The organism is Thermosynechococcus sp. PKX82 (assembly GCF_031583255.1).
In the GTDB taxonomy this organism is placed as follows: Bacteria; Cyanobacteriota; Cyanobacteriia; order Thermosynechococcales; family Thermosynechococcaceae; genus Thermosynechococcus.
Genome location: NZ_CP134169.1, coordinates 965,030 through 979,082 on the forward strand (window position 1 = coordinate 965,030; position 14,053 = coordinate 979,082).

Consider the following 14,053-nt stretch of genomic DNA (forward strand, 5'->3'; position numbering starts at 1 on the left):
TGCCTAGGCCATTAAGCTACGCTATGATTGCAATCCCCTTGCGGAATCTTTGATGGATGTTGTCCTTTGTCATCAAATTGCTGATTTTGACACCCTTGGGGCAGCCGTCGGTGTCACACGCCTTTATCCGGGAACCAAAATTGTCTTGACTGGGGGAACCCATCCCAAGGTGGGGGAGTTTTTGGCCTACCATCGCGATGAATATCCCCTCATTGAAGCAAGAGCCGTTGACCCCAGTCAATTGCGCCAGATTTGGGTGGTGGATACGCAGTGGCGTCGCCAGTTGGGGCAAGCCGCAGGATGGCTGGATCAACCCCAAGTCCAAATTGGCCTGTACGATCACCATTTGGAGATGACGGGGGATATTGTCTCCCAGCAGCAATGGTTAGAACCCGTTGGAGCCACCAGTACTATCATTTGCGAGCAGTTGCAGACCGCAGAGGTTCGCCTCACACCCACAGAAGCAACGGTTCTTGCCCTAGGGATTCACGCCGATACGGGTTCCTTGACCTTTGAGCAAACCACGGTGCGGGATGTGCAGGCCTTGGCATGGCTGTTGAGCCAAGGTGCCAATCAGCGGGCGATCGCCACCTATTCCGAGGCTGGCTTGAGTGCAGACCTGCAACCTTATCTACGCCAAGCATGGGCAAATCTCCAGCAAGTAGTTTATCAGGGCTATCGGCTGGGCTGGGTGCTGCTGCATACGGCGGAGTATCTCCCCGGCCTCTCGCGGTTAATCACCCAATTGGCGGATCTCAGTGAATGCGATGCCATTCTCCTTGGGCATAGCTATCGCCAACATCATCTCGCCATTATTGCCCGCAGCCAAATTCCCAATGTCAATGTTGCCCATTTGCTGGCTCCCCTTGGCGGGGGTGGCCATGCCCAAGCCGCCGCAGTGACGATGACCACAGACCAGCCAGAGGCGGTGCTCAAAGAGATATTTACAGCGCTTCAAGCACAGATTCCCCATCCGCCAACAGCGGCAGAACTCATGTCCTCACCCGTACGAACAGTACGTCCAGAAACCCCCATTGCCGATGCCCACCGCGTCTTGCTGCGCTATGGCCACTCTGGTCTGTCGGTGGTGAGTGCTGCAGGGGAACTTCAGGGGATTATTTCACGGCGAGATTTGGATGTAGCGCTGCACCACGGCTTTGCCCATGCCCCGGTCAAAGGATACATGAAAGCACCGGTGCGCACGGTTTCCCCGACAACGCCACTGCCAGAGATTCAAGCCCTAATGGTGCAGTACGATATTGGGCGATTACCAGTGGTGAATAAGCAAGGTGATCTTGTGGGAATTGTCACCCGTACCGATGTGCTGCGCCACCTCTATGCCCTCAGCCGCGAAACGGAAACGGTCTGCCCCTTGCCAACCCTAAATCTTTACGAGGCACTGCAACAACGGCTGCCGGAGCAACTGTGGACACTACTACAACGGGCGGCAGCGATCGCCAAGGAACGCGGCTGGCAACTATACCTTGTGGGTGGCGCAGTGCGGGATCTACTGCTGGCGATCGCCCAAGGAAATCACCATTTACCGACACGGGAGTTTGATTTGGTGGTGGATGGGGTGCAACAGGAGGAAGCTGCTGGCGTGCATTTGGCACAAGCGCTCCATGACCTCTACCCAGAGACCGATTTACAGATCTACGGTCAGTTTCAAACCGCTGCACTTCACTGGCCGAAGGCCTTGCCCTTAGCCGGGTTTGCTGTGGATATTGCCACCGCCCGCAGTGAGTTTTATCCCTATCCAGCCGCGCATCCGGAAGTGGCTGCCAGTTCGATTCGCCAAGATCTCTACCGCCGCGATTTTACCATCAATGCCCTAGCCATGCGCCTAACACCACCGCGCCATGGGGAAGTCCTTGATTTTTTTGGCGGACGGGAGGATTTGCAGCGGCGACTGATTCGGGTGCTCCACCCCAATAGCTTTATTGAAGACCCGACGCGGATTTTTCGAGCCGTGCGCTTTGCTGTGCGCCTTGGCTTTGACCTAGAGCCGCAAACCCGCCAGTACATTGAATATGCCCTCACCAGCGGTGTCTTTGCCACCCGCGATCGCCCCACCTCAAAACGGCCTTCCCTGCAAAGTCGGCTGCGCAATGAACTGCGCCACATCCTTGAACTGCCCCTTGCGCCAACGGAACACTTTGGCGGTGAGCGTGCCTTGACCCTGCTGGCGGAATTGGGTGCCCTTGAGTGTTTAGATCGCCAAGTGAGGTTTGATCAGGCGGCCAAGGTGCGCTTGAAATTGGTTTGGGAGTGGTGGCCAGAAGTGCCTGAGCGGCAAGAGTGGCAAACCTTTCCCCTGTGGGAGCTAGAACTCTTGGCCTTGATTGTGACTGTCCCCACGGCGGGGGCGATCGCCCGTCAACTGCAACTGGGGGAGCACATCTGTGAGTGGCTGGACACTTTTCCTCAATGCCAACAGGAGTGGCAGAGATTGCGGCAGAGCCAGCAACAGCGCAGTCGCTACTGTGAATTTTTAGAGCGTCACCCCTTACCCGTCATTGTGCTTTTGGCCGCAGTACAGCAGGCAAAAGGTAGCGCAGCCGATTTAGGGGATGTCGCCCTATTGCGGGAGTATCTCTGGCATTGGCGATTGCAAAAGCCGCCCCTAAATGGCCATGATCTGCAACAGTTGGGCTATCCTCGCGGACCGCAGTTACGGCAAATTCTCCTTGCCCTGCGATCGGCAATGCTTGATGGCCTTGTCAGCGATCGCCCCAGTGCCATTGCCTATGTTGCAGCCCATTTCCCCAAACCATGAATTGGTTTCGCTCTGTCATTGGTCAACCAACCGCTGTGCAACTCCTGACCCATGCCCTCGATCGCCAGCGACTCGCCCCCGCCTATCTCTTTATTGGACCTGAAGGGGTAGGCCGTGCCCTCACTGCCCGCTGTTTTCTGCAAGCAATTCTCAACGAGGCCAGTGATCTCAGCAACCACCCGGATGTCCTCTGGATTGAACCCACCTACAGTGTCCAAGGGACGCTCTACACCCGTCGCCAACTCCTCGCCGCTGAGAAGGAGATTCCCCGCAGTGCCCCCCAGATTCGTCTAGAGCAAATTCGCCAACTTAGCCGTCACCTCAGCCAACCGCCGATGCGTGCGTCGCGATCGCTAGTGGTCTTGACCCAAGCTGAAACCATGAACGAAGCCGCCGCCAATGCCCTGCTAAAAACCCTCGAAGAACCGGGGCGTGCCACGTTGATTCTCATTGCTCCCAGTCCGTCAGCACTCTTGAATACGATAGTTTCCCGTTGTCAGAAAATTCCCTTCTATCCCCTCAACCGTTCCGATCTCGAACAGGTCCTGCGACAGGTCGCCCCCCCTGAATTTTGGCAGGAGGTTAGCCCCGCCCTCTTTGACCTAGGAGCTGGCTCCCCAGGAGCAGTTCTGCAAGCGTGGCAAACATGGCGAGAGATTCCTGAGCCGTTCCGCCACCTCGGCAAACAACTGACCACACCCCTCCCTTTACAAACTGCTTTGGAATTGGCACGAGATATTAGCCAATCCCTTGATGTGGAACGACAGCTCTGGCTCCTCGGTCTAATGCAGCAGCAAATTTGGCAAGGGGGATCGTTCCCGCAGAAGGTGTCTATGCTTCAGCAATTGGAGCGTGCCCGTCAGTATTTGCAGCAGTACGTTCAGCCTCGCCTTGTCTGGGAGGTGTTACTGATGCAGTTGGGGACGGTGTGATAGGCTATCGGCAGCAGTTGGGAAGATAAATAGACAGATGATGGCGAAACAACAATGGCTGGGGGCGATCGCGATCGCGGTGCTCTTGGGGGGATGCCAGTCGGCAATAAATCGCTTAGAATCACCGGCAGTCGCGCGTCCGGAGAGTGAAGGGGTTACTGCTGATGTGGCGGTGGCACGCTTGGAACGGCTGGAAACAGGCTCAACCCTGACAGGTACCACTCACCCCTACCGTGAAGTGATGGTGCGATCGCAGGTGGAGGGACAAGTTCTTCACCTGAGTGTAGATGTGGGCGATCGCGTGCAAGCGGGGCAACTGTTGGCGGAGGTGGATCCCGTTGTCCTCAAAAATGCCGTCTTTGCAGCAGAGGCAGAACTGGCTGCCCGTCGCAACGAGGTGATCCAAGCCCAAGCCGCCGTCAATCGCGCCCGTACAGCCGTCGAAGAAGCCCGTCTTACCCTCCAACAGGCGGAAAGTGACGCCCGCCGCCTTGAAACCCTGCTGCGGGATGGTGCCGTCTCAGCACAAGCAGCGGAACAGGCACGCACAACGGCGCAAACAGCACGGCAGGTACTGCGGTCTCGTGAAGCAGAGGTGGTGACCGCCCAACAGGGGGTGGCCGTTGCCCAAGGTCGGGTGCAAGCCCAAATCGCCTTTGTCCAACAGGCACGGGCACGGTTGAATCAAGCCCTCCTGCGATCGCCCCTCAATGGCGTGGTGCTAGAGCGACTGACAGAAGTGGGCAACCTACTGCAACCGGGGGGAGAAGTTCTTCGCCTTGGCGATATTCGTCAACTCAAAGTTGTTGTGGAAGTCTCGGAACGGGAATTAGCGAGATTAGCTCCCGGCCAAGGGGCAACAGTGACGTTTGATGCCGTGCCCAACCGCACCTATGAAGGACGGATTACGCGAATTTCACCTGCCGCCGCCGCTGCCCGTCTGATTCCTGTGGAAGTTGTGATTGACAATGCCGATGAACGCCTGGGCAGTGGTTTACTGGCACGGGTGGCCTTCCAAGGAGCGAATGCGCCGCGTTTGATGATTCCGCAATCCGCCCTCAGTGGTTTTGAGGAGGGGCAACTATCCTCACGGCAAGGCAGCGTTTTTGTGGTGGTTGGCGATCGCGTGCAGGAGCGGCAGGTCACCCTAGGCCAACGGCGGGAGGGCAAAGTGGAAATCCTCAGTGGTTTGAATGCCGGCGATCGCTATGTCGTCCGTTCGGGTCGGCCCCTGCGGGACGGGGATAAAATTCGCCCCAGCATCCTCTCTGAAGGCTAACTAGAGGTTTATTGGCGCACAATTGTCTCGTAGGGGTGCCACGAGTGCAGTGCCCGCAGTTGCGGTGTTTTCTTCTGCTGGTGGGCTTCCATGCGGGCAAGGACATCATCGAGGATATCTACTGCCAGTCCCACATAGGGGCCTTTGTTGAGCATGACACACTCCGCTCGCTCCGCCATCGCCGCATCCGTGATTTCTGCACGGGAGGGCACGCCTTTTTTCACCAAGTTTTCAAGGACTTGGGTGGCCCAAACCACGGGCACATGGGCGGCTTCACAGAGCCAGAGGATTTCCTCCTGCATTTCTGCCAAGCGTTGGTAGCCAATTTCAACCGCGAGATCACCTCGGGCAATCATGACGCCAAAGGGTTGCCGACCCGCCGCTTGGATGATCAGTTCTGGCAGTGCTCGAATTGCTTTCGGGGTCTCAATTTTGGCAATGATGCCCATCTGGTCGGCGCGATCGCCACAACAATGCTCCAGTTCCCGTTGCAGTAGGGCAATATCCTCGGCGGACTGGACGTAGGAGTAGCCAATGATGTCGGCATGGCGGCAAGCAAAGGCCAGATGCTCGCGATCGCTTTCGGTCAGAGGACACAGGCGCAAATCACTGTCGGGGAAGTTCAAGCCTTTGGCCACTTTCAACCGCTGTCCTTCTTTGCAGTGGGTGATAGTCAGTTCCACCCCTTGCTCATCTTTGCTGACAATGCGACCGCCAATGTGGCCATCATCAATCCAAACCCGCTGCCCCACCGCCAATTGCGGCAAAATTTCTGGCAAGGAGCAGGTGAATTGCGGTATTTCTCCACCATCAGGGCAAATTTCCGTTGTCAGCCGCAGGCGATCGCCGCCGTGGACGCGCACCGTTTCCGGAAAAATGTCGGCAATGCGGGGTTTTGGCCCCCCCAAGTCCATGAGAATTTTGCAGGGTTGACCCGTAATGTGGCTTGCCGCTTGCAGGTGCTCAATCATCGCTTCCCAAGTGGCAGGGTCATCGTGGGCACAGTTGATGCGGGCACAGTTCATGCCCTTGCGCAGCAGGGTAATGCTCCATTGGGGGTCAGTCGCCGCCTCAGGGGGCAGGGTCACCATGATGCGCCCATGGCGTTTGCCGCGAATGGATCCAAAGAGTTCTTCCGTCTGGCGGCGCAGTTGGCGATCGCCCGCAAAAAAGGCATCTAAGGGTGGGCGGGGGGGCAGTGACTCATGGGTATGGCACAGGGCGCCCAAAGTATTGATCACCGCATCCAAATTGGGGAGCACCCGCGACTCGATCCGTCCTAAGGACGATAACCCCCAAGGCATCAAGGCCATTTGAATTGCCCGTAGATCCCGCCAGCGCAAGGCCAAATAGTAGGCAAGATTGCGGGCACTAGGTATAAATTCGGATCGCTTAATTTTTGATTGCCACTGTTGAAAACGGGCTTCCCCCTCTTTAGTAATTTCCTGCCGCAGTTCTAACAAGCTATGGAGCAAGGCAACCGGTGAAACCGGTACAGTCGGTGCCTCCAGCAACATAACTGCCTCCTAGATGATTTTAAGGGAATTCATGATTCGGTTGGACTCATGGCAAAGCCAGATTTCATGGGGATTTGCGGGAAATTTAGTGATTCTTGAAAACCATGAATTGATGGCTTAACAATACCCCTCACTGCAAAACATAAATAAACACTTCTTTACATCACTCGGCTGCAACGAACGGTGGTGTAGGAACCGTTGTGCTTTCTGACACAACTCTATCTATCTTTCAGTATATCTGCTGACCTCTTTCGGGAATCTTAATTTTCTCCCAAGCAAAAGGATTAAGAGTTACTACAAGGGTTCCAAACCGATTTCCCAGTTCTGTTATGTTCTCAATAGAGATGTTCATTGTCTTGCCCTGACCAGTGCCCCTATGGATCGTCATCCTTCGTTGCAATTACTCAAATACTCCTATCAGTCCGCAGTGGCTTGGTGCCAAGAACATGGGTGGACAGATCTCTTTATTGAGCAGTACCAGTATTGGGCGTTTCCCCCTGGCGGCGTGATGCCCTTACCTTTGCCCACCGATGGCTTGCAATTCATTGACCTGCCGGCTGCCCCATCCCCGCAGCAACGCCGCCTACAGATGTTGGCACTGGCGATCGCCCTAGTCACCACGGGCTTGAGTGGCTGGCTGCAGTCTTTGCTCCCCCTCGTCATTGGCTTTAGCTGCTGTGCCCTTTTGATTGCCGCCCAAGAACCCTAGGGGGGATTCCTGATACACTGGAAAGCTGGCCTGCACGTTAGCGCATCCCCTTGATTGGCTCAGATTCAACCATAGAACAGCCACCTGTCTTGGCGAGTGGGACTCAATTCTACAGTCCCGGCTATTCATTCAGCTATGAGGTCATGGGTGCCTGTTGTCGCCTTTTTGACCGCGAGCAGTTACCGTGGCCCTGTTGCCGCATTGCTTGGCGCAGCAAAGAACCCAGTTGGCGGCGCATTGGTCGGCGGCTTGTTCTCGACAGTGCCACAAAACGGCATCCCAGCTATTGGGTGCGCCACCTCGAAACGGGGGCAATGATGGTGATTACGCTCTATTGGGTGGAGTTATCCCCTAGCGATCGCCAGTGGTGGTACAGCAAAGACTTAACTTATTGCAACTAAATTGCAAAAACAAAGCCATCGTCCTAGAATATTTCTCAGATTGCATTTAGGAGAAATTCTCAACTATGCAGAAAGTCGGTCGCCGTGTACTCTTGGGCATGGGCGCTGGGGCAACGGCCTATGTCGCCCACCACCTCTGGAACCAAAAAGCAGAATCGAGCAATGCTCAACAGCGGCAGGCAGGGGGTGTGATCAATGTCTATTCAGCACGGCACTACGATACCGACAAAGCCCTCTACAACGGTTTCACCGAGCAAACTGGCATTCGGGTCAATCTCATTGAAGCTGAGGCCGATGCCCTAATTGAACGGATTCGCAGTGAGGGCAGTCGGAGTCCTGCCGATGTGTTGATTACGGTGGATGCTGGTCGCTTGTGGCGAGCCCAGCAGGCCGGTCTTTTGCAGCCGATTCAGTCAAGGGTACTCAACAGCGTGGTGCCAGCCAACCTGCGGGAACCCCAAGGTCACTGGTTTGGCCTCTCGCGGCGCGTACGCGTTCTAATCTACAACAAATCCAGCGTCAATCCCAATCAACTGTCCACCTACGAAGACTTAGCTAATCCTAGGTGGCGGCGGCAGATTCTCACACGCAGCTCCAGCCATGTCTATAACCAATCCTTGGTAGGCTCACTGCTGGCGATTCATGGTTCTCAAAGAACAGAAGAGTGGGTGCGGGGATTGGTTGCCAACTTTGCCCGACCCCCAGAGGGAAATGACACCGCACAAATTCGCGCTTGTGCAGCGGGTGTTGGAGGTATTGCAATTACAAATCATTACTACCTCGCTCGATTAATGGCCTCAGATAAAGCAGAAGACCGCGCAGTTGCTGAGAAGGTTGGTTTGTTCTTCCCGAATCAGCGCGATCGCGGTGCCCACGTGAATATCTGCGGTGGTGGCGTGGTGGCGGGTGCCCCCAATCGGCAAGGGGCCATTCGTTTTCTCGAATACTTAGTGAGTCCCAAGGCGCAGGAGATGTTTGCCATGGCCAACTTTGAATATCCCGTGCGCTCCGGGGTACCCTTGCATCCGGTTGTGCGGCGCTTTGGCAACTTCCGTGGCCAAAATGTCAATGCTGCAGTGTTTGGCCGCAACAATGCCGACGCTCTGCGGATTATGGACCGGGTGGGGTGGCGCTAAGGTTCTAAAATGAGCGATCGCCCCCGTTGATCGTTCCTGTGTCTTGCGCCTTCATTGCCTACACGATTCTTCTGGCTGCTGCCCTCCTTGACTTTGGCCTTGGGGATCCGTGGGGCTGGCCGCATCCCGTGCGCTGGATGGGAGCCTATATTCAATCCCTTAGCAACGGGTTCAACTATGGCCAAGGCTGGCCAGTTTGGGGACAGCGGTTGGGGGGGGCGCTGCTGACACTGAGCTTAATCCTAGGTTCTGCCCTCATCAGTTGGGGGGTGGTGGCACTGGGAATGACGATTTCGCCCCTCCTCGGTTGGGGGATTGCAGTCGTGGGCACCGCCAGTGGCTTTGCGGGTCGTAGTCTGCGGGATGCAGCGGCAGAGGTATTGGCACCTTTGGCGGCTAGCAATCTTGAGGGGGCACGCCAGTCCTTGGCTAAGTATGTGGGTCGCGAGACTGCCCACTTAGAGGCGCCTGAGATTCTGCGGGCGGTTCTGGAAACGGTGAGTGAGAATACGACTGATGGCATGATGGCACCGCTGTTTTATGGGGCGATCGCCACCCTTATCGTTCCGCAACTAACCCCCTTGCCCCTCGTCATGGCCTACAAAGCTGCCAGTACCTTGGACTCAATGATTGGCTATCGCGAGCCACCCTACACCCACTGGGGATGGTTTGCTGCCAAAACCGATGATGTGCTCACGTGGTTGCCCTGTCGGTGGCTCGTCTTTCTAGTTGCCCTTTGCTCTAGGCAGTGGCAGCGGGTATGGCAGTGGTGTTGCCAGGATGCGCCCAAGGATCCCAGTCCCAATTCCGGTTGGAGTGAGTGTGCCTATGCAGCCGCTTTTGGCGTACGGCTGGGGGGTACGAATATCTATCGCGGCACGGTGAAAGTGAAACCCTTTTTAGGAGAACCGCTGCACCCCATTGATCAAGGCACGATTATTGCAGCTCTGCGGCTCAGCCGTTCCCTCTACCTGATCACCCTTACAGCCACAGGCGGCATCGTTTTGGTGTGGCATTTGGTGTGGCATAAAGTGTTTTCCATTTAGCAGTTCATCTTGGCCAGAATCGTTTAGAGTAGATGGATTAAGAAATAAAATTTAGAAACATTGGCCGTGGTTCAGCCCTCTCCTCTGCAAGGCCAGACACTGGCCGCTTCCTCCCTCTCCATGGCCGATCGCCTGTTGGAGATTTTTTTTAACTACAGTGCCCAAGGGCTACTACTGATTGGTGTTTCTGCCACCCGCCCACCCCAATATCAAGTCATTAGCGCCAACAGCATTGGCCAGCAGCTTTTGGGGAATCACCTCTCCGTAGCTTCACTGCTTCAGGATGGAGCACTGCTAACCTTTTTCGACCCCCTGACGGAGATTCCCCAGGCCATCCATAAGGTGCTGGGTCTTTTGGGGGAAATGACGGAGGCCGATCGCGCTTACCTCTTTGAACGTGACCCCGGTACCCAAGGGAGCTTTTCCAATACCTACGAATGGTGCGCCCCCGGCATTGAACCTCAGCAGGAACAGCTTCAGGGGATTGTGACTCAAGACTATCCCCGTTTTTTCGAAGAAATTCAGAGCCAGGATCATGTCATCTGGCCTTGCATCCAAAACCTGCCCAAGGATTCCCCTGATCGCCAAGGTCTAGACGTCCAGCAAATTCAGTCCCTCCTTGTGGTTGCCCTCAATCGCGGTGAGGAGTTGATCGGCTTTTTGGGATTAGACTTTGTACGTCAGGCTCATTCCCACCTAGAGACCCTCCTACCACTGCTGCAAGTGATGGGTCAAGTATTTACCAATGTGCTAGAGCGCCAAGAGATCGAGCGATCGCTCCGCCTTGCCGAGAGCCAGTACCGCAGTATTTTTGAAAATGCCACAGAGGGGATCTTGCAATCTAGTCCCAATGGTCATTACCTCAAAGTCAACCCCGCCTTGGCTCGCATCTACGCTTATGACTCCCCAGCGGATCTACAGGCTCACATCACTGACATTGCTGGTCAGCTCTATGTCAATCCGCGTCGCCGCGAAGAGTTTATCCAAGCCCTCACCGCCACTGGTACTGTTACCGACTTTGAATCGCAGGTCTATCGTATAGGTGTGAGAGCAGCATCCCTTGTGGAGTTTTCCACATAAGGTTAGGATGATGAATCGATTGGCCACTCCGCTTCCCTACATTGCCGCGCCTTAACCCCCACCTGCGATGCGAGGATTAGGGAGTGCAGGCTAAACATGTTCAAGGTCTGCTTATGCGTTTCTATTGGCTGAGTGCGGCAAGTTGTCTGAGTCTGATGTTTTTGGCAGTGGGCTGTCAAGCGGCAACGGTTCCCTCAGCACCAGTAGAAGCATCTGCAACGGTTACAACGTCCCCTGTGGCTGTATCTCCCCTGTACACCGTGCTGGATGAGTTTGGCCAGCCCCAGTTTCAAGTGGATGGGCGGAACCTGTTTCGCGATCGCCCCCTGCCCGCCCACCGCATTAGCACCGCCCCGATGAAGCTGCTGCAAGTGTTGCGTAGCACTCGCCAGTATTTTCAAGACTTTAGGGAAACAGACCCGATTACCCAGCGGGAGGGCATTCTGGCGATTCAGGGGGTGACGCTGCCCCAAGTCCTCGACACCCTAGACTTTATGATTGCGACGCTCACGGAGGATATTAGTCGCAAGCGCCCAATTCGTTTGCAAGACCCCGCATTTATTAATCGGCACTTTCGCGTCATTCAATGGCTGCCCCACAACCCCCGCAATCCGCATCAAACTAAGGAATTGCGCCTCACCAACTATGCGGTATTTACCCATCGCGGATCACGCACCCGCACAGAGACGTACAATACGGCGCTTTATGCTCTGCCGCCCCGTGTTCCCGATCAACCCGAGGACTTATTTTATAAGCAACTGACAAAGCAACAGGTACTGGAAGGGATTTTTGAACCGGGTGGCTCCCTCTATGGACGGGTGAAGCCTTTGGCCTACTTGACGAGGAGAGGGCTTGAGGATGCCCTGATGCAGGGGACGATTCTGGTGCAATTTACCGATGGCACTGAAGCCTTTTTCAATGTGGATCGCAATAATGATATTCCCTTCGTCAAGGGGGTTGATCCCTACGAGCAGCGACGCTACTGGTATTTTCGTGAAGTCCCTTTCCTTAAGGGCTATGGCAGCACCATTGAAAACAAAATCAATACCCAACCTGAGGTGACCTTTGCGGGGGATGTCTGGAATATCGGTCTTGGGCGAGTCATTGTGGTTGAAGATACCCAAGGCGGTCAGCCTAAACTGCGCCTCGGCGTGATTGCCGATACGGGGGGAGCCTTTATGCCCAATCTCTATCAGTTGGACTTTCTAGCGGGAATTTTTCCAGACCGTGCTACCTACCAAGCGGCTGCCCGTCGCATCCCCAATTATGTCCGTGCGTACATTTTGATTAAAAAGTAATTAAAAAATACCCCTAGCGCTGGCCGAGATATTTATGGGTTTGGGGGACGACGCGCACTTGGGTCAGCTGTGCCTTCAATTGCGCTTGCCACCTGAGGAGTTGTTCCGGGGTGGGTGGGGGGGTACAGCGACCGGTACCTACGGGCGTTACAGGTTGGAGAAAGACCGGGATATGGGGATTGACGCTGGCCACAAGGGTAGCGAGGCGGTCTAAATCAGCAGGATCCGTTGTTTGGGAAATAATCACTTTGCAAAAGACCTCGACAGGGGCGCGATCGCACAGGCGCAAAAAGGCTTCATGGGCTGACCAATGGCACTCACCACTGACGCTGGGGAGCTTAATGTCCATGCCGACACTATCGAGATAGGGAAGAATTTGCTCCAGTGCTTCTGGATGGTGTCCGCCAGTTTCAAGGTAGAGGGGCAGGGAGCTATGGGCTTTGAGGAGGGGCAAAAATAGTGCCAGTGTTGCAGCATGGAGCAGCGGTTCGCCGCCGGTGAGACTAATACTGTCGTGGATGGGGGGAGTATTGAGCTGCTGTACGGCTTCGAGAATATGGGCGGCAGTGACGGGATTGGGTACGGTTTGAAAGTAGCGATCGCCCGCTTGTGCTTCAATTAGGGCATGGGCGGGAACAAACCATGTGTGGGCACTGTCACAATAGGTGCAGCGGAGATCACAACCCGCCAAGCGAATAAAAATTTGCCGACACCCCACATTAGCGCCTTCCCCTTGAATCGCTGAGAACATCTCCACCAAGGGAAGCGTGATCGGCGCAAGGGAGGAATGATTGCTCGTTTGCTGCTCTTTTACGGAAATCACAGGGGATGTGCAAGCCTGATCACAATCGGGTTTTCTTTCCGATAGTACCTTAAAGATAGTTAGCATGTTCAGTAGGTAAGTGCTATGTCTACCCACCGTTTTGGCCTTTCGTGGCTGCTTGTCGGTACCTTGGCAATGGGGATGGGTGCCCTGCCAGTTATTTTGCCATCGTTACCTGCTGTTGGCCAAACTTCCCCTAGCGAAGCCAGTGAGTTCGATCGCTACATGCAGCGGGGGTATCAACTCACCGCCAAACGCGACTATCCATCCGCCTTGGTGAATTTCCGCCGTGCCCTCAGTCTGCGCCCCGGTAACCGCTATGCCCTCACAGCGATTAGTAATGTCGAGGCCTATATTGCTCGCGATCGCTACGCTGCCCAATCGAGTAATCGTCTCACCTTTGTACCCTCAAATCGCGGCATGCCAGGGCAACGGATCGCAGGCGCCACCCGCTTTGGGGAATGTACCCAAGGCTCTCTGACAAAAATTGTTGCTCTTGTGCCCGATAACAACTTGGGGATGACCGCTGCGGCCAATCCCAGTCTCTTTTTCTTTGTTCCCCAAAGCACGGCCAAATCGGCGGAACTGATGCTGCTCTCAGAAGCTGGCGATCTGCTCCTCACCCAACAAGTGCCCCTGAATGGTAAAGCCGGCATTTTACCTGTGACAGTGGATGCCAGTAAGGCGAAGCTACAACCGGGGCAAAAATACCAGTGGATCTTCTCCCTCACCTGTAAGTCCAATGAACCCGATGCCAATCCCTTTGTGACGGGCTGGATTGAGCGGGCTGAGCTGGACAGCAACCTTGCCCAGGTAATTACCACCATGCCTCCGGCTGATCGCCTGCCCCTTTTGGCCACCAGTCAACTCTGGAACGATACCTTGGCAACCCTTGTGGAGTTGCAGCAAAGCAATCCCAATGACGCTGCCATCAAACAGCAGTGGCAAGATGTGCTCAAGAGTGCCGGTATTGATCCCCAAATTGTTAATATGCCGCTGTTGCGATAGCTGCCCCTGTGCCGATATTGAGGGCGGTTGGCTGACCCCAAACCCCAC

Annotated in this window: 12 protein-coding genes; 10 read left to right on the forward strand and 2 right to left on the reverse strand. The window is 55.2% G+C overall.

What is annotated here, in order from left to right; genetic code table 11:
• Nucleotides 1–52 precede the first annotated feature (52 nt).
• Genes RHH53_RS04635 through RHH53_RS04645 form a run of 3 tightly spaced genes read left to right on the forward strand, consistent with a single transcriptional unit; the run spans nucleotide 53 to nucleotide 4,987 of the window.
• Entirely contained in the window at nucleotides 53–2,776 is a 2,724-nt protein-coding gene (locus RHH53_RS04635) for a CBS domain-containing protein (RefSeq protein WP_310744160.1), read from the forward strand.
• The gene (locus RHH53_RS04640) at nucleotides 2,773–3,708 is read left to right on the forward strand and encodes a DNA polymerase III subunit delta' (RefSeq protein WP_206201262.1); all 936 of its coding nucleotides are present in this window, start codon (nucleotides 2,773–2,775) and stop codon (nucleotides 3,706–3,708) included. The genes RHH53_RS04635 and RHH53_RS04640 overlap by 4 nt, the downstream gene beginning before the upstream one ends.
• Before the next feature lie 37 nt (nucleotides 3,709–3,745).
• Complete coding sequence (locus RHH53_RS04645) at nucleotides 3,746–4,987, forward strand: efflux RND transporter periplasmic adaptor subunit (protein WP_310744161.1); 1,242 nt, start codon at nucleotides 3,746–3,748, stop codon at nucleotides 4,985–4,987.
• Nucleotides 4,988–4,995: 8 nt separating this feature from the next.
• Here the strand turns inward: RHH53_RS04645 and RHH53_RS04650 are convergent, their stop codons facing one another.
• A complete protein-coding gene (locus RHH53_RS04650; RefSeq protein ID WP_302678980.1) occupies nucleotides 4,996–6,504 on the reverse strand; it encodes a pyruvate kinase in 1,509 nt (502 codons plus the stop codon).
• Between the two features lie 376 nt (nucleotides 6,505–6,880).
• On the opposite strand from RHH53_RS04650, the gene RHH53_RS04655 reads away from it, so the two are divergent.
• From RHH53_RS04655 to RHH53_RS04680, 6 genes are all read left to right on the forward strand, one after another.
• On the forward strand, nucleotides 6,881–7,213 hold the full coding sequence (locus tag RHH53_RS04655) for a hypothetical protein (protein ID WP_206201264.1): 333 nt from the start codon (nucleotides 6,881–6,883) through the stop codon (nucleotides 7,211–7,213).
• 143 nt (nucleotides 7,214–7,356) lie between these two features.
• Nucleotides 7,357–7,614 carry a hypothetical protein gene (locus RHH53_RS04660; protein ID WP_310744162.1) on the forward strand — a complete coding sequence of 86 codons (258 nt, stop codon included), beginning with the start codon at nucleotides 7,357–7,359 and terminating at the stop codon, nucleotides 7,612–7,614.
• Between the two features lie 65 nt (nucleotides 7,615–7,679).
• Complete coding sequence (locus RHH53_RS04665; RefSeq protein WP_206201265.1) at nucleotides 7,680–8,750, forward strand: Fe(3+) ABC transporter substrate-binding protein; 1,071 nt, start codon at nucleotides 7,680–7,682, stop codon at nucleotides 8,748–8,750.
• A gap of 38 nt (nucleotides 8,751–8,788) precedes the next feature.
• Nucleotides 8,789–9,796: an adenosylcobinamide-phosphate synthase CbiB gene (gene cbiB, locus RHH53_RS04670; protein WP_206201266.1), complete on the forward strand. Its 1,008-nt coding sequence runs from the start codon at nucleotides 8,789–8,791 to the stop codon at nucleotides 9,794–9,796.
• Nucleotides 9,797–9,862: 66 nt separating this feature from the next.
• Nucleotides 9,863–10,876: a PAS domain-containing protein gene (locus tag RHH53_RS04675; protein ID WP_302678983.1), complete on the forward strand. Its 1,014-nt coding sequence runs from the start codon at nucleotides 9,863–9,865 to the stop codon at nucleotides 10,874–10,876.
• A 113-nt stretch (nucleotides 10,877–10,989) separates the two neighbouring features.
• The gene (locus tag RHH53_RS04680) at nucleotides 10,990–12,174 is read left to right on the forward strand and encodes a hypothetical protein (protein WP_206201267.1); all 1,185 of its coding nucleotides are present in this window, start codon (nucleotides 10,990–10,992) and stop codon (nucleotides 12,172–12,174) included.
• 13 nt (nucleotides 12,175–12,187) lie between these two features.
• Here the strand turns inward: RHH53_RS04680 and RHH53_RS04685 are convergent, their stop codons facing one another.
• Nucleotides 12,188–12,925, reverse strand: coding sequence for a 7-carboxy-7-deazaguanine synthase QueE (locus tag RHH53_RS04685; protein ID WP_315862918.1), 738 nt, complete (start codon nucleotides 12,923–12,925; stop codon nucleotides 12,188–12,190).
• Nucleotides 12,926–13,081: 156 nt separating this feature from the next.
• Between RHH53_RS04685 and RHH53_RS04690 the strand changes: the two genes are divergently transcribed.
• Nucleotides 13,082–14,005, forward strand: coding sequence for a DUF928 domain-containing protein (locus tag RHH53_RS04690; RefSeq protein WP_206201269.1), 924 nt, complete (start codon nucleotides 13,082–13,084; stop codon nucleotides 14,003–14,005).
• Nucleotides 14,006–14,053 lie beyond the last annotated feature (48 nt).